At 61.8% G+C, this 16,507-nt stretch carries 15 protein-coding genes and 1 pseudogene; 9 read left to right on the plus strand and 7 right to left on the minus strand.

Translation table 11 applies throughout. The annotated features are described in order from the left end of the window. Positions 1-3 precede the first annotated feature (3 nt). A complete protein-coding gene (locus AC6EUL_RS18995) occupies positions 4-696 on the minus strand; it encodes a GntR family transcriptional regulator (protein ID WP_056216554.1) in 693 nt (230 codons plus the stop codon). A gap of 630 nt (positions 697-1,326) precedes the next feature. Here AC6EUL_RS18995 and oxc point away from each other — a divergent pair. Then, on the plus strand, positions 1,327-3,111 hold the full coding sequence (oxc, locus tag AC6EUL_RS19000; protein WP_499871987.1) for an oxalyl-CoA decarboxylase: 1,785 nt from the start codon (positions 1,327-1,329) through the stop codon (positions 3,109-3,111). Between the two features lie 194 nt (positions 3,112-3,305). Further along, on the plus strand, positions 3,306-4,580 hold the full coding sequence (frc, locus tag AC6EUL_RS19005; protein ID WP_056495246.1) for a formyl-CoA transferase: 1,275 nt from the start codon (positions 3,306-3,308) through the stop codon (positions 4,578-4,580). A gap of 359 nt (positions 4,581-4,939) precedes the next feature. Here frc (AC6EUL_RS19005) and AC6EUL_RS19010 read toward each other — a convergent pair whose 3' ends face one another. From AC6EUL_RS19010 to AC6EUL_RS19020, 3 genes are all read right to left on the minus strand, one after another. Next, positions 4,940-6,787, minus strand: a complete 1,848-nt coding sequence (locus AC6EUL_RS19010) for a DEAD/DEAH box helicase family protein (protein ID WP_499871990.1) — start codon at positions 6,785-6,787, stop codon at positions 4,940-4,942. A gap of 74 nt (positions 6,788-6,861) precedes the next feature. Next, positions 6,862-7,143 carry a hypothetical protein gene (locus AC6EUL_RS19015; RefSeq protein WP_056216559.1) on the minus strand — a complete coding sequence of 94 codons (282 nt, stop codon included), beginning with the start codon at positions 7,141-7,143 and terminating at the stop codon, positions 6,862-6,864. A 282-nt stretch (positions 7,144-7,425) separates the two neighbouring features. After that, a complete protein-coding gene (locus tag AC6EUL_RS19020; protein ID WP_056354647.1) occupies positions 7,426-7,833 on the minus strand; it encodes a CBS domain-containing protein in 408 nt (135 codons plus the stop codon). Between the two features lie 727 nt (positions 7,834-8,560). Here AC6EUL_RS19020 and oxlT point away from each other — a divergent pair. From oxlT to AC6EUL_RS19035, 3 genes and pseudogenes are all read left to right on the plus strand, one after another. Further along, positions 8,561-9,877, plus strand: coding sequence for an oxalate/formate MFS antiporter (oxlT, locus tag AC6EUL_RS19025; protein ID WP_056216563.1), 1,317 nt, complete (start codon positions 8,561-8,563; stop codon positions 9,875-9,877). A gap of 103 nt (positions 9,878-9,980) precedes the next feature. Then, complete coding sequence (locus AC6EUL_RS19030) at positions 9,981-10,301, plus strand: hypothetical protein (protein ID WP_056495243.1); 321 nt, start codon at positions 9,981-9,983, stop codon at positions 10,299-10,301. A 41-nt stretch (positions 10,302-10,342) separates the two neighbouring features. Continuing rightward, positions 10,343-10,855 (plus strand): annotated as a pseudogene (locus tag AC6EUL_RS19035) (IS630 family transposase); the annotation flags it as partial. A 259-nt stretch (positions 10,856-11,114) separates the two neighbouring features. Here AC6EUL_RS19035 and frc (AC6EUL_RS19040) read toward each other — a convergent pair. Then, a complete protein-coding gene (gene frc / locus AC6EUL_RS19040) occupies positions 11,115-12,365 on the minus strand; it encodes a formyl-CoA transferase (protein ID WP_056217950.1) in 1,251 nt (416 codons plus the stop codon). Between the two features lie 122 nt (positions 12,366-12,487). Then, a complete protein-coding gene (locus AC6EUL_RS19045) occupies positions 12,488-12,916 on the minus strand; it encodes a PAS domain-containing protein (RefSeq protein ID WP_056354638.1) in 429 nt (142 codons plus the stop codon). Between the two features lie 334 nt (positions 12,917-13,250). Here AC6EUL_RS19045 and AC6EUL_RS19050 point away from each other — a divergent pair, with 334 nt between their 5' ends. The 4 genes from AC6EUL_RS19050 (at position 13,251) to AC6EUL_RS19065 (ending at position 15,616) form a co-directional block, all read left to right on the plus strand. Then, on the plus strand, positions 13,251-13,694 hold the full coding sequence (locus AC6EUL_RS19050; RefSeq protein ID WP_056497174.1) for an OsmC family protein: 444 nt from the start codon (positions 13,251-13,253) through the stop codon (positions 13,692-13,694). Between the two features lie 29 nt (positions 13,695-13,723). After that, positions 13,724-14,119 (plus strand): YybH family protein, encoded by a 396-nt coding sequence (locus AC6EUL_RS19055; RefSeq protein WP_056217941.1) that lies wholly within the window; start codon positions 13,724-13,726, stop codon positions 14,117-14,119. Between the two features lie 44 nt (positions 14,120-14,163). Continuing rightward, on the plus strand, positions 14,164-14,847 hold the full coding sequence (locus AC6EUL_RS19060; RefSeq protein ID WP_056217938.1) for an alpha/beta hydrolase: 684 nt from the start codon (positions 14,164-14,166) through the stop codon (positions 14,845-14,847). 400 nt (positions 14,848-15,247) lie between these two features. Then, on the plus strand, positions 15,248-15,616 hold the full coding sequence (locus AC6EUL_RS19065) for a hypothetical protein (protein ID WP_499871994.1): 369 nt from the start codon (positions 15,248-15,250) through the stop codon (positions 15,614-15,616). 620 nt (positions 15,617-16,236) lie between these two features. Here AC6EUL_RS19065 and AC6EUL_RS19070 read toward each other — a convergent pair. After that, complete coding sequence (locus AC6EUL_RS19070; RefSeq protein WP_082504746.1) at positions 16,237-16,479, minus strand: hypothetical protein; 243 nt, start codon at positions 16,477-16,479, stop codon at positions 16,237-16,239. Positions 16,480-16,507: the final 28 nt, after the last annotated feature.

Below are 16,507 nucleotides of genomic sequence, written 5' to 3' on the forward strand. Positions count from 1 at the left end.
CATTCAGTCGAGGTAGTCTCCGTACTTCTCGACGTGGCGGGCGAGGCCCAGGCCGTGCTCGCGCACGAGACGTTCGGCGCGCTCCGCATCCCGTGCTTCCAGAGCCTGAATGATCTCGACATGCTCCTTGATTGAGTTCGCCGCCCGGTCGCCCTGGCGCAGGGCCGTGTTCCGGATTCCGCGAACATGCATCAGCAGATTGCTGGTGATGTCTTTGATCACCTCGCAGCCGCCGAGCGAAATGATCTTCTGATGGAACCGGATGTTCGCATCCGAGTACTCGTCCATGTGATCGGTCGGGCGCCCCTCATAGAATTCGGGGAAATGAATACGCAGGCAGCCGAGTTGCTCGTCGGTGGCATGCTCACAAGCGAGCCGGGCAGCCATGCTCTCCAGGGCCGACCAAGCCTGGATCATCGCCACGATCTCCTTCTTCGACTTCTTGATCACGAAGACACCACGACGTGCTTCGAACCGGACGAACCCCTCCTGCTCCAGGACCGTGAGGGCTTCGCGGACCGGGGTGCGGCTGACGCCGAGATCCTGAGACAGCTTGCGCTCGTCGAGCCGGACCTCGTCGCGCTGGCTGTAGATGTTCATGTTGGTGATGGCTTCCTTCAGCGCATCGTAGGCAAGCGCACGCAAGCTCGACGTCGCGGCGAGCGGCTTGATCTGAAAGGTCGTGGACTCAACCATGCTTACACCTGGAACGATCGCTAGGACGCTGACGCGACGTCAATTTGATTAGGAACATGCCGAACCCGCTTCCGGAACACAAGGAAACCTTGGCGATTGAGCCGGGACACGATCTGAATATCCCCCCTGCAACAACAACATAGCTACGTCGACTCACCAAGGCGTGACGACGAACGGTTGCTCGTGTTCCCGGAAGCAATGATTTTCCCATTCGGGGGCCGCCTCGGAGGTGCTGCCGCTGATGACCGATCCCGGGCGCGAGCGATCCGGTCAGATCCGGTTTGACACTTGGTATTTGGTATGCCACCATTCTTGGACTGACAACGGGCCGGTCGCGATTGGCAGCACTGCACCTAACACAATCCTCGAACCGGATCATCGCCCAGCGTACAATTATGCGAAGTGATCGATCGGCTGAAGACTGATTTACTCACGATTATACGCCTCATGGCTATATGAGTTGTCGAGAAATCCGACTGTGAGCCGCAGAGATCGTTGCGATCTGACTGATGCCTCGGCCGAAAACTCCGATCATTCCGGATTAAATTTAGTCCGACGCCCACCTCAAACGTTCGAAGACACTCAAAAATAGCGCGCCACCCAACAAGAAGCGCCCCAACTGGAGGAAACATGATGGATAGAACCGCTGGCTCCGAATCCCCGCAGGCCGTCCATGACGTCGCCACCGGCGTTGGTGTCACGTCCGATCATGCGGGCGAGCAGATCGACGGCTTCCACCTCGTCATCGATGCCCTGAAGCTCAACGGCATCACCAACATCTATGGCGTGCCCGGCATTCCGATCACGGATCTCGGCCGCCTCGCGCAGGCCGCCGGTATGCGCGTCATCTCCTTCCGCCATGAGCAACACGCCGGAAACGCCGCCGCGATCGCGGGCTTCCTCACCAAGAAGCCAGGTATCTGCCTCACCGTTTCCGCCCCGGGCTTCCTCAACGGCCTGACGGCGCTGGCCAACGCGACCACGAACTGCTTCCCGATGATCCTGATCTCGGGCTCCTCCGAGCGCGAGATCGTCGACCTGCAGCAGGGCGACTACGAGGAGATGGACCAACTCGCTATCGCCAAACCCCTGTGCAAGGCCGCATTCCGCGTGCTGCACGCCTGCGATATCGGCATCGCGGTCGCCCGCGCCATCCGCGCCGCGGTTTCCGGCCGTCCGGGTGGCGTCTACCTCGATCTGCCCGCTAAGCTGTTCAGCCAGGTCATGGATGCCGAGGCGGGCACCAAGTCACTGGTCAAGGTGATCGACGCGGCCCCCGCGCAGCTACCGGCCCCGGCAGCCATCACCCGTGCCCTCGACGTGCTAAAGAGCGCCAAGCGTCCGCTCATCGTCCTCGGCAAGGGAGCCGCATACGCCCAGGCCGACGAGGAGATCCGCAACTTCGTCGAGCGCAGCGGCATCCCCTATGTGCCGATGAGCATGGCCAAAGGCCTCCTCCCCGACACCCATCCGCAATCGGCCGGTGCGGCACGCTCCCTCGTCCTCAAGGAAGCCGACGTGGTCCTCCTGGTCGGCGCGCGCCTGAACTGGCTGCTCTCGCACGGCAAGGGCAAGACCTGGGGCGCCCCGGGCTCGAAGAAGTTCATCCAGATCGACATCGAGCCGAAGGAAATGGATTCGAACGTCGAGATCGTTGCCCCGGTGGTCGGCGACATCGGCTCCTGCGTCACCGCCCTCCTCGACGGCATGGGCCAGAACTGGCAGGCGCCCCCGACGGCCTGGACCGACGCGATCCGGACCAAGAAGGAGGAGAACCTCGCCAAGATGGCCTCGAAGCTGAAGAAGAACTCGGCTCCGATGGACTTCCACGGAGCGCTAGGCGCACTCCGGACCATCATCAAGGAGCGGCCCGACGCGATCCTCGTCAACGAGGGCGCCAACACCCTCGATCTCGCCCGCGGTATCATCGACATGTATCAGCCGCGCAAGCGCCTGGACGTCGGCACCTGGGGCATCATGGGCATCGGCATGGGGTTCGCCGTGGCTGCCGCCGTCGAGACCGGCAAGCCGGTCCTGGCGGTGGAGGGCGACAGCGCTTTCGGCTTCTCCGGAATGGAGGTCGAGACGATCTGCCGGTACGACCTGCCGGTCTGCATCGTGGTCTTCAACAACAACGGCATCTATCGCGGCACGGACACCGACCCCACCGGCCGCGATCCAGGCACCACGGTGTTCGTAAAGGACTCGCGCTACGACAAGATGATGGAGGCCTTCGGCGGCATCGGCGTCCACGTCACAACCCCGGACGAACTGTCCCAGGCCGTCAACGCCGCGATGGACTCGGGCAAGCCCACCCTGATCAATGCGGTGATTGACCCGAGCGCCGGCACCGAGAGCGGCAACATCGGGAGCCTGAACCCGACGAGCACGGTGGTCCGCAAGAAAACCGCCTGAGGCGCGAGACCTCGCCCTCCCCGGAGACGACTCCGTCTCCGGGGACACGACACGCGCAGGCGGCCTCCCGGTGGGCCGTCTCGCATGCTCCGAATATCGTGGTATCGGCACCGTGCTGCAGGAGAGCATCCTCCACCCGCCGTCGCCCGAACGGATGCCCGTGCTGACGTCTCCCGGATAGGTGAGCCTGTGCCATGAAAGCCCTCGAAGGCGTCAAGATCCTCGACTTCACGCACGTCCAGTCGGGCCCGACCTGCACGCAGTTGCTAGCCTGGTTCGGTGCCGACGTGATCAAGGTCGAGCGGCCGGGCGTGGGCGATGCGACGCGCCAGCAGCTCCAAGACATTCCAGATGTAGACAGCCTCTACTTCACGATGCTGAACCACAACAAGCGCTCGATCACCCTCGACACCAAGAATCCGAAGGGCATCGAGGTGCTGTGGCGCCTGATCGGCGAGTGCGATGTCCTGGTCGAGAACTTCGCTCCCGGCGCGCTCGCCCGGATGGGCCTGACCTGGGAGGCGATCCACGCCGCCAACCCACGCATGATCCTCGCCTCGGTGAAGGGGTTCGGCCCCGGCGCCTACGAGAACTGCAAGGTCTATGAGAACGTGGCGCAATGCGTCGGCGGCGCTGCATCGACCACGGGGTTCCGCACCGACATCCCGATGGTGACCGGCGCGCAGATCGGTGATTCCGGCACCGGCCTCCACTTGGCACTGGGCATCGTCACCGCTCTGTACCACCGCACCCAGACCGACCTCGGCCAGCGGGTCGACTGCGCCATGCAGGACGGGGTGCTCAACCTCTGCCGGGTCAAACTGCGCGACCAGCAACGCCTAGAGCGTGGCCCCCTGCCGGAATACAGCCAGTTCGGCGAAGGCATTCCGTTCGGCGGCTCGGTGCCGCGCGCCGGCAATGATTCCGGGGGCGGCCAGCCGGGCCGGATCCTCAAGTGCAGAGGTTGGGAGACCGACCCGAACGCCTACATCTACTTCATCACCCAGGGCGCGGTCTGGTCGCAGATCTGCGACGTCATCGGCGAACCCGCCTGGGCGACACATCCCGACTATGCCACACCGAAGGCTCGCCTGCCGCACCTGAACGAGATCTTCACCCGCATCGAATCTTGGACGATGTCGAAGACCAAGTTCGAGGCGATGGAGATCCTCAATGCGCTGCATGTGCCATGCGGGCCGATCCTCTCCATGAAGGAGATCGCGGAGGACGAGTCCCTGCGTAGATCCGGTACGGTCGTAGAGGTCGATCACCCCACCCGTGGCAAGTACCTCACTGTGGGCAACCCCATCCGACTCTCGGCCAGCAATACCGAGATCACGCGATCTCCGCTGTTGGGCGAGCACACCGAAGAGATTTTGACCGAGGTCCTCGGATACTCTGAAGCCGAACGTCTTGAGATTGCCGAGTCCGGGGCCATCGGCGTCGTCCAGAGGATCGCCGCCGAATAGGCAGTCTCCTCAACTCGACCTCTCTTCTCCCAACTTGCGCGGCCTCGATCCCTCGACGCCGCGCTTCCCTTTAGAAGGATCATTTATCCGTCTCAACCGCAAACAGCAAAGCACCGTTTCTGTTTCCGACGACGACTTCATTGTGTCTTTCGACGGAACTTCTGTCTTGTGACAGCCAGTCAGCGACCTTGATCACGCGTCCGACCTGCAGAGCCATATGGACGAGGATCGTGACAAGAAAGGATGCGAGCACGGACAGTGTTTCAAAAACATATAGTGGCGCAACATTTCCTGTTGCATCGCAAATTCACAGTGGTAGCCAGAGATCTTTCGCCCAATCCGCACCGTCGTATCTGCTCTCACGTCAAACGCCTCAGCGTTGTTTTCTCGCCCCAGGCTCCGAGGGTGCACGCTCCACTCACCTGCAGAGCTTCACTGGATCCTTCATTTGCTTCCGCTTGCCTGATGACCCCAAGGCCTGTCAGGACTCGGTGAACGACCGGGTCGGCTTCAGCCAACGTCGGCACGAGACTGGTAAGGCGCCCGCTGTCGAGGCGCGCGAGGACACGGCCTGTGGCGTGATCGGCAAAGCGAATGGTGGTCATCCGGCGCAGGCAATCGCGCAGGAAACGCATCTCCCCTGGCGCATCCCGGGGTGGAACGCCGCGATAGACCGCCTCGGGATTGCGGGCCTGAATGTTGATGGCCTGATACCGATCGATGTCGAGCAAGACCTGAACGTCAAGAATGTTCATCACGCCATTCGCACCAAAAGCGACGGTCCGCGGAAGGCAACCCTCGGGTACACCGTTGTCCAGGAACTCGAAATGCACCTCCTTGTCCGGCCGCAACACCCAGGTGAAGAACAACCGCGGCATGCCTGTGTAAGCTTCGACATTGTGCGCCAGTAGGTCTTCCACCGCCTTGTAGCGACCGAACTGTTCGCCACGTTTCCAAGCCCGCTCGACAGTGGCATCCGGCGGCGTGATCATGAACTGCATGTAGACTTGGCGCCCGAAGCGCGTGAGGAGCTGGCTCCCAAGTTCGGTACCGGGATTGACTGCAAAACTGTCAAAGCGGAAGCGGTCGATGACGAGATGGGAGATCCGGCCAGCCTCAGCCTTCCGCGCCATGTAGCCATCGAGCTTGCGGTCGATGATCTCGACCTCGTGTCCTGTCAACGGCCCGGCATAGCGCCGCGCTGACCCGAGACTGTCGTAATCCAACAGGAACTTACGCCAGACATCAGGCGTGATGAGGGCGAAGTCGGACCAATTCAATCCCAGGGTCTCGACCAGAGCGCGCTGATAGGGACGGATGGTACTCTTGCCTGAGGCGGACGAGCCCTTCACGTTCAGGATGACAGGAGTGTCCTGCGGCTTAAGGCGCACGTAACCGCGCTTCGCCACCACTGCCTGCATCCAGGGCTCAATCAGCGCGCCCAGGGCAAGACTACCATAGCCGTTCGATACGAGCGTGACGGCAAGCCTTCCGAGCAGTGACGGGTCACGGATGAGAAAGCCACGTCGACCGATCAGACTCTCAACGACGCAACGCAGCGCGGCGCAGGCCGCCACGGCGAGAGCATCCTCTGCCGCGGCGACCCGCGCATGCCAGGCGTCAAGGTGATGCCAGACCTGATGTATAGGGTCCCGGCCAACGCAAGCAGAGCCGGAAAGTTTTGAGCTTTTCCGTCCGGTGCGGTGAGGCCAGAAACGACGCCAGAGAGCACCGCGCGGTGGCCACCCCTCGGCGGTGTGAAGGTACTCGCCCAATATTTTGTCTATCTGGCCATCGAGAAGTTCCGCGGCTGCGACCCGGATCTCCGCATGTCGCGCGGCGATCTCTCTGCCATGTTCGGCAATACCCTCGTTCAGGATGGCAGAGACGATAGCACGAAAATTTACCCCGAGATCGCCGTACGTCTGGCCGACCGGAACGGAAAGATCAGCCATGACGCGGATCAAAACTTCGTGGACCACCAGCCGCTCAGGCCGGAAGCAGACAAGCGATGTCAATGGCAGACCACTGACATCGCTTAACTCATAGGCATCGTTGAGGGAGGTCTCGACGTTTTCCTCGCGGAAAACGGTAGCTAAGGGCAGGAGCGCGCGCGGAAGGCTCGACTCGATACCCGGACTCCAGGGCCCGTAACAGTCCGGATCGGCGCCGTCGCTTGCCGGACTCGCCAAGGCATGGATGGTCATGCCAGTAGACTTTGCATTCTGTGATGGTCCGAACGCACGAGATTCGAGCCCAGACCCCAATCCACCGCGGGTGCTCAAACGGCCTGCGGTTCCTCAATGACCTCCAGGCGAAGCTGGTACTCTTCTCCCCAAAGCTCCCCAGCTTTCTGGTACCACGCCGCATCGAAATACTCGCGACAGAGTACCTCGCCTGTCCAAATGCAGACAGCGATCAGGCGACCGTCAATCACCTTGACGTGGCGACTGATCAGGCCGTTCGTGATACCAGTCGAGGGACACATGTCGATACTGGTCATCCCGTAGCTGTTCTCGCCGCTGAAGATTACCGGGCAGTCGAGGATTGCCAGGAAACGCATGGGGATCACTCCTTTATTTTCTTCACCACCGACGATGGCAAATTGCAGAGGCGCCGAGCGGTGATGCGCGCCGGCATGCAAACGCCAGCCTTGCCTTGCCCTACCCGTCGTCGAGCGAGCTTAAAAATGTGTATTTAAACGCATCAAGCGTCAAGTTCTGTGCATTGTTGAAGGATCTGCGATCAATCCAACCGCTTTTGCATCGCACGATTTTGTATCAATCTGTGTAATTCTTGAACATCACCAAGGGGATCGGGTCCGACCCCACCTCGGACGCTGCGATTATACAGTCGAAGCGTGTGATGCATCTACAACACAATCCCAGATACTCTGAATCGAATGAAGGCACATTCCATTCATGATCGCGATATGGTTGGTCTTATGTGTGCAAAACAGTTGCAACCGATCGGCGAGCGGCGTCCGAACGTCGGCGGAGACGAACTCCGGCGTAGTCAGCATCCAAACCAAGCTGTCGAGCGTCTCCAGGCCCTCCCTGGCCATTACGCGAAAGATCTCACGATCGCTCAGTATTCCGATAAATGAACCAGTGTCGTCGCATGGGCCGTCAACGACAATTAGCGCGTCAACGTCTGGAGCGGCTAGAAGCCGAATTGCTTCCCGCACAGACCGATCCATACGAATATAGCGCACGCGGGAGGCTTCACTGCCAAGCTTCTGGCGCGCGCTCATGGCACCGCTCCTCTGATCTTATGGCATTTTTCACTCGCGAGCCTGGTATACAAAATATTTTCTGTCAATGAGTGGGGCGAAATATCATGCCGGAATGAGAGACAGATCTGCTGCTTTGTCGTTTCAAACACGCGAACCGGCTTTGAAGAATCTTCCCCGCCTGGATGGCAAACAACAGTTTTCGCCTATCTGCTTGCTGCACTGCGTCATCGCGCACCCGTCCCCAGTGCAGGACCGCAACTAAAACGCTTGGGACATCACACAATGCTCACGTGCGGATGCGCCGCCAGCATGTGCTTCGACCGGCACTATTGCGCATTAGGCGGCGAGGTAACTTCCTCTGCACATAAGCTTATCCGGCATCTGGGTATCGTCGGATAAGGATTCTTGCGTTTCGACGAGACGACACGCTGAGGTATCGCCGGGATTCAAATATCGTCTGCGCTCAGATCGCTGGTGCCCGTGCAAAGCAAGCAGATCGACCGCCTGCAAACACTAAGAGCGATCTCGCGGATGGAGCGAAACTACCAGCATTTGGCCGTCACGCTGCAGTGCGGGATCGATTTCTCGGCAACCAACTCTTGACGATTGGTTCGCAGAGAGAGAGGCTGGTATTCCACATACCAAGCCGGCGATAAGTCCGGCGGTCAACGGCCCCTACGCTCAGCATCGGACGAAGAGCCGATCGCGTATCTCGTTTCATCAAGAGCCTATCGGAGGAAAAGCCATGTCGAGGGTGGAAACTACAACCGAGCACGTATCCGACAGTTATCGATGGGGTCAGCTCGTCATCGGCGTCATCTGCATGGTGATGATTGCCAATCTGCAATACGGCTGGACATTCTTCGTCCCCGACATTCAAAAAAAATTCGGATTTGATCGCGCCGCGATCCAATGGGCATTTACCCTGTTCGTGTTGTTTGAGACTTGGCTCGTTCCGGTCGAAGGCTGGTTCGTCGACAAGTACGGCCCACGGGTCGTAGTCCTATTCGGTGGTCTCCTTTGCGGGATCGGCTGGGTGATCAACTCCTATGCCAGCACCCTGAACATGTTCTATCTTGGCCAGGTCGTCGCCGGCATCGGCGCGGGCGCGGTCTATGGCACCTGTGTCGGCAGCGCCCTGAAATGGTTCCCGGACAAGCGTGGTCTCGCCGCCGGCATCATCGCCGCGGGGTTCGGTGCCGGCTCAGCCCTCACCGTCGCGCCGATCCAGTGGATGATCGCCGATCATGGTTTCCAGGCGGCGTTCTTCAACTTCGGCATCGGCCAGGGCCTCGTGGTCGCTGTGTTGGCTTTCTTTTTCACCTCGCCGAAGAAGGGGCAAGTTCCGGACGCCGTCGCGAACACCAACGTCATCCAGACCCGGCGCAACTACACCCCCGGTGAAGTCGCTCGGCAGCCGATCTTTTGGCTGATGTACTTCATGTTCGTTATCGTGGGCGCAGGCGGCTTGATGATCACCGCCAACCTCAAGCCCATCGCTGCAGATATCGGCGTCGACAAGGTGCCGGTCACGATTATGGGCATCACCATGGTCGCCATCACCTTCGCAGCCACCATCGACCGCGTACTTAATGGCTTGACCCGCCCGTTCTTCGGCTGGGTCTCGGATAAGATTGGTCGCGAGAATACCATGTTCGTCGCCTTCGCCATGGAAGGCTTCGGCATCTACATGCTCTACCTCTGGGGCCATGACCCCCTGTGGTTCGTGCTGCTCTCCGGCTTCGTGTTCTTCGCCTGGGGCGAGATCTACTCCCTCTTCCCCTCGACCTGCACAGATACCTTCGGTACGAAGTTCGCTGCGACCAATGCGGGCCTGCTCTACACCGCGAAAGGCACCGCCGCGCTCCTGGTTCCGGTAGCGAACTATCTGCAGCAGGCGACCAACAGCTGGGACGGCGTCTTCCTGGTCGCCGCCGGCGCCAACATCCTCGCCTCGCTCCTCGCCATCGCGGTACTGAAGCCCTGGCGTAAGCGCGTGGTGGCGCAGGCGCTCGCTGTCTCCGACGAGACTAAGCCAGCCCCCCGCATCGTCGCGGCCTGACAGCCCAACCGAAGCGCCGAAGAAAGAGCCGCGGGGGCCGGACGCCAAGTCCTGGCCTCCGCGCCCGTTTCAGCCCACCCGATCGTCTCGCAGGAGATCTCCGATGCCGCCGACCTGGCGCCCGATGCAGACGGCCCCGCAGATCGTCAACCGGATTTGGCTCAACCACCTGACCCTAGGCCCGATTCTTGCGGAAGGCCTCCCCGGCCGCTGGTACTCTCCGAGCGCGACGCGTCAGGTCTGGCGCTGGTACCGCCCGGCCGAGCCGAACGCCCTGGAGCCCTTCAGCGGCTGGCTGCCCTACGATGCGCTCGCAGCGAACGGGATTGACGGCACCACGACGATGGACGATCCAAAGGACCGCTTCGCCATGTCATCCCACTTCGCGGGGCAGCAAGACAAGCCCGCATCCCTCAGGGTGTAGGTCGCGCGTGCGATGACAATACGGTCGGCGATGTATGAGACTTCCCCGACCGTCTGGCGGACATCGCGCAGGCTGTCGGCGGCAAGCCGGTAGAAGTCTGGTTCTGTGACGAGGCCCGTGTCGGCCAGAAGAACACCCTGACCCGACGCTGGGCCAAGGGCGGAACGCGACCCTCGGCCCCCAAGGACCAGCGCACGGCTTCGGCCTACATCTTCGGAGCGATCTGCCCGGCCCGGGGCGTCGGGGCAGGCTTGGTCATGCCCCGCTGCACCACGTCAGCGATGGCCCATCATCTCGAAGAGATTTCGGCGACCGTGGCTCCTGGCGCCCACGACGTCCTCCTGCTCGATCAAGCCGGCTGGCACACCACCAGGAAGCTGCCGGTTCCCGACAACATCACCCTCTTGCCCCTGCCGGCGCGCTCACCCGAACTCAACCCGGTCGAGAACCTCTGGCAGTTCATGCGGGACAACTGGCTCGGAAACCGGATCTTCCAATCCTACGACGACATCCTGGATCACTGCTGCGATGCCTGGAACAAGATCATCGCCTAACCCTGGCGCCTCATGTCCATCGGATTGCGCCGATGGGCCCATGCGTTCTGATCAGTGAGGATTGGTATAACCCGTCACTGCGGCCCCGTGCCAGGATTTCCATGCCGCGGTCGTCCGGGCCGATGACGGACGAGCCGTATGGGCGAGCCTCGCTCCCGTACCAGAAAACGGAAACGGCGCGCCTCAAGGCGCGCCGTCTTACTTGATTCAGCGGCCTGTCCGAGAACAGGCCGCTGGCATCTCCGTTTCAGACGCCGCCTCAGACGGCGCGGGCCTGATGAAGTTGCTCGATCTGCTGCTGGGTGTAGCCGAGATCGAGCAAGACTTCGTCGGTGTGCTCGCCGAGCAGCGGAGAGGCCTTCACCTCGACCTGCATGTCGGAGAACTTGATCGGGCTGCCGACGGTCAGGTACGAGCCGAGCTTCGGGTGCGGCACCTCGACAACGGTGCCGCTGGCGCGCAGCGACGGATCGTTGGCGATCTCCTTCATCGACAGCACCGGTGAGCACGGGATGTCGAACTTGCGCAGGATATCGACGGCCTCGAACTTCGTCTTGTCGGCGAGCCAAGCCTCGATCGTGCCAAAGATGTCCATGATCTTGTCCTGGCGGGCGCGAGCGGTGTTGTAGGCCGGATCGTCGATCCACTCATCCTTGCCGATCGCCTTACAGATCGGGGCCCAGGCATGACCCTGGATCGTGAAGTAGATGTAGGCGTTCGGATCGGTCTCCCAGCCCTTGCACTTCAGCACCCAGCCTGGCTGTCCACCGCCACCCGCGTTGCCGCCGCGCGGCACCACATCCGAGAACTCGCCGTGGGGGTACTGCGGGTATTCCTCCAGGTAGCCGAGGGCATCGAGACGCTGCTGGTCGCGCAGCTTGACGCGGCAAAGGTTGAGCACCGAGTCCTGCATCGAGACGGCGACCTTCTGGCCCTTGCCGGTCTTGTTCTTCTGGTGAAGCGCCGTGAGAATGCCGATCGCGAGGTGCATGCCGGTGTTCGAATCACCGAGAGCCGCGGCGCTCACAGTAGGCGGACCGTCCCAGAAGCCGGTGGTGGAGGCCGCGCCGCCGGCACACTGCGCCACGTTCTCGTAGACCTTCAAGTCCTCGTAGTGGTGGCCATCCGAGAAGCCCTTCACCGACGCCAGGATCATGCCGGGATTGAGCTCTTGGATGCGGGACCAAGAGAAGCCCATGCGGTCGAGGGCGCCAGGGCCGAAGTTCTCGACCATGACATCGGATTGCTTGATCAGGTTCTCGAGGACTTCCTTGCCCTCGGGAGTCTTGGTGTCGAGCGTCAGGGAACGCTTGTTGGAGTTGAGCATGGTGAAGTAGAGCGCGTCGGCATCCTCGACGTGACGAAGCTGCGTGCGCGTCACGTCGCCGGCCCCAGGGCGCTCCACCTTGATCACGTCGGCGCCGAACCAGGCCAGTAGCTGGGTACAGGCCGGACCAGCCTGGACGTGGGTGAAATCGATGATCTTGATACCCTCGAGCGGCTTGCTCATCGTGGCGTTCTCCCTGTTGGCTCAGACGATTGTCGAAGTTCGCGGCTTGCCCGGTCGATCCGGGTTCTGGGTTGGCCGGAAACCCGTGGTGGGTGATCCCGGCGGTCTGTCGCGCCTCGCCCTCAGGCGACGCGGGATTCGAGGGCCGCCAAGCGGCGGCGTAGTTCACGCTCGTCGTTCCAGCGCTGGGTTTCATCGCGGATGATCGCGGCGATACCCGTAACGGCGTTGTCGAAGCCGTGGATCAGCCCGACCGTGAAGGCGATGGAGAGCGTGTGGCCATCCTTATGGATGGCTGGGACTCGCAGGACGTCGGCACCGTACTTGGTGACGCCCGTCTTCATGGTCTTGGCATAGCCCTCCCAGTGGCGCCGGCGCTGACGCTCCGGGGTGATGAGATCGAGAGACTGACCGACCGCCTCCTCCGCCGCGTACCCGAAGATCCGCGTCGCGGCGGGATTCCACACGGTGATCGCACCGCTCGTGTCCGACACCACAACGGCATCGCCGGCTGCTGCCACCAGGACAGCAAAATCGATCGGGCTCGTCATGCGCTGACCCTCATCTCCCTGTCCGTGCTGCGGATATCGTCTCCGTCGCCCGGTTTATCGACCGGGCGGGCTCGAACCTGGGGCGAGACGATGGTCATCCATCGGCATGGAACACTCCCCTCTTTGTCAGTCAGGCTTGAAGCCGTTCGATGGCGTCGGAAGGACTTCGTATTTTTCGCTGTTCCAATCGTTGGTATTTGGTATGCCAACGTAGATAAGGTGTCAACTCGCGGAGCTGACGTCAATTGCCCGAGGGAGCTTGCGCCTTGGTGACAGCGTTCTCGAACGACGCCGGCACGCTGCAGGCAACGAGGATCGGCAGGGGAGAGCCGCCATGGGTCCAGGCCCGAGCATCACGATCACGCAGATCGAGGGCTACAAGTTCGCGATCGATTTCGGTGGGATCCTGCCCCACCTCATGGTCGATGAGGCCATTCCCATCGGCAGCGGCGAAGGCCCGTTCCCCGAACAGCTCGTCGTCTCGTCGGTGACGAACTGCCTGTGCGCCAGCCTCGTCTTCGCGCTCGGTAAGTATAAGCAGGAGGCCGGCGGCATCCGGGCCGAGGCGCACTGCGAGGTCACCCGCAACGCCGAGAACCGTCTACGCATCGCCGGCATCGCGGTCGCGATCAGCCTCGGGGCGACCGCCGACTCCGTACCCCGCATCGACCGGGTGCTGGAGCAGTTCCAGCGCTTCTGCACGGTTTCCGAAAGCGTGCAGGCCGGCATCCCCGTCGTCGTCTCTGTCCGGGACAGTGCCGGCACGCTGCTTACCTGAGCCTTATGCTTTTCCGAGAAGGAGTCGCCATGACGACATCACCGAAAGTCTCCGGCCAGAACCCGCCGATTGCCCACGAGCCGGAAGACCTCGCCCGCCTCTTCAACGAACGCGCCAATGCAGGCGACGTGGACGGCCTCGTTGCCCTCTACGAGCCCGATGCGGTGCTGGCGGCCGGCAAGGTCGTGGCCACCGGACACGGCGAGATCCGGCAATTCTATGCCGACCTCTTGGCGCGCAAGTCTGATTTTCCGGTCGCCGAGACCCTCCCGGCGATCCGGAACGGCGATCACGCCATGACCTTCGCGCGACTGCCCAACGGGACGATCTCGGCTGAAACCGCACGGCGCCAGGCCGATGGCGGATGGCGCTGGCTGATCGATCAACTGAAGATCAAGCCCCTCCAGGCGGACATGGCCGGTTGACTGACGCCTCCCCTCCGACTGCTTCCGAAACCCAGGGTTCCCGCATGATCGATCCCCGCCTCGCCGGCCGGCTCGCCTTCGCGCACCGGCTCCCCACCAAGGAGCCTCTTCCCCCCGGTCGCCATTGTCTCGGGCTGTTCGCCGAGCGGGACGCGATCCTCGTGGTACCCGAAAGCGTCGATCCACGCCGGCCAACACCTCTCGTGGTCCTGTTCCATGGTGGTGGCGGCAGCGCAGAGAAGATCCTGCCGATGCTGGAGGCCCATGCCCAAGCGCGGGGCTTCCTACTGTTGGCACCCCAATCGATGTTCCCGACTTGGGATCTCGTCATTGGCGGCCATGGACCCGACCGCGAGCGTGTCGACGAGGCTTTGGCCGAGGTGAGCACCCGTTACCTACTCGATCCGACGCATCTGATTTTCGCGGGCCACTCGGATGGTGGCAGCTACACGCTCTCCCTCGGCCTAGCCAACGGGCATGTGGTCACCCATCTCCTCGTCTCCTCGGCCGGCTTCCTGTCCGTTCACCTGCAATCGGGCGTTCCACGGATCTTCCTTTCCCATGGAATCCGCGACGAGCAGATTCCGATCGATCGCAGCGCGCGGGTTCATGTCGCCCGGTTGCGGGAGGCCGGATACCCGGTCATGGCAGTCGAGTACGACGGCCCCCACGCCTACAGCCCAGTCATCGTCGCGCAGGGCGTCGATTTCGTTCTCGCCGCAGCATAGCTGCCGGAAACCGCAGGTAGCGCGGAGATCCATCCCGTCGAATCCGGTACGGGCCCTCTCTTTTTATGTTGGTGCAGTGCATCGCGGATTAGCAACCTGCTCTGGGACCAGCGCAGTCATCACTGAACCCAGCTACCGCGGTAACCCCATCCGCCGGCGTATTCATGCCGACTGCGCCAGGGAATGCAGGCCTGCCAGACGGATCTGGCGCCCCCCCCTTGGCAGATCCGATGCGTGCGGTCCTGCGTGTTTGCGCGGTCATCCCGCCATCTTGAAATATGCCCGCAATTCACAACGCAGCCTCCCGAACGTGACGATCGCGCTGCTTTTAATCCGATTTTTACAAGATGAGTCTTCTCTAAGGTCAGACTAGACTATCCTGGACTGGGGTGCATACGTGATGGAAGCAGCCGAGAAACCCGTCCTCGTGGATTCGCTCGATCAGGAAGCGGAGCGGATTCGGAACATCTTCAGCACTTCGTTCCCCCACTCGAGCGACGATCTGAATCGTCTGATTCCCGAGAACTTTACGGATACGTTGTCCCGTAGGTCTGAGCTCACGCCGAAGGCGGAGACCGACGAGTTCGACTGGTCGATCACGCTCGCGAACATCGAGGCGATCGTCGATGCCAGTAACGCCAGCAAGAGCTCGGTGGCTGACGCGGAGCGGCGGGCTGAAATTGCCGAAGCCAAAGCCCGGGAGGCGATCCATTGGCTCCGCCTTCTCCATGAAGCCGTCCTGAAGGGGATGCCTGCTCCATCTGTCTAGGGCATCAGGCCTGCCCAGGATCACCGATTCTGCAGCATCGCGACGGTTGGAACGCTGGCAGCGTTGCGATCGAGAGCGACTTCGCGTGTCCCTCGGCGCTCAGCCACCGCGGCAGGGGCCGCGAAAAAGATCCTCTGAAGCCTTGCGCCGAAACAGCGTCCGCCAGCGTCGTCGTCGATGCTTCGGGCGAGCGTGGTTGATGTGGCAGTGCTGACAGGAAGCGACGAGATTCATGCCCGCATTGTTAGCGATGGCTTGATCGCGATGCGCCGTCACCAGAACCACGTGTTGAGCGTACCTGCTTGAGGCCGACAGCTGTCCCAACCGAGACGGCGACCGCTTGGTCGGCGCAATCCCAGACCGTTGTCGCGACATCCCATCAGCGGCCATCACCAAGATGAAAGACGACCTCTCGATAAGCCGCCCACTCCCTCGCAACGATCGCGCGCTCGGAGCGGATCACGGCCGAAAGTTCCGGCCAGTCGATTGCATAGAAGGCGAGGTCACGCGGCGGATTGGCATCACCAGCAAAAGGCCACGCAGTTCGGGGACTGAAAAGTGCCCGATCTTCAGTCAGTCCGACTTTGGCGGATGCGGGGGCGATCGAGACCGTCGGCGCGTTAATCTGCGTGGCTCGAAGGTGCCTGCCATTCCACCCCAGCATGTTCGCGGATATCACCCGGTGCACTTCCGGTATCGGCATCGCTCGCCCAGCCGCTGGGTTCTGCGACATCAACGATCTCGTCTTCCGGATACGCAGCTTCCAAGAACAGCCGCGCTTCCCCTTCAGCAGCGGCCCGAACGGTCACCAAGGGCTTTGTCCCCGCGGCGGAACGGATCTTGGCAATGAACAGCTTCGTCATGGTCACCCTTCCTGAACGATCCCCCCTC

This window comes from Methylobacterium sp. 001424705, from assembly GCF_059816145.1.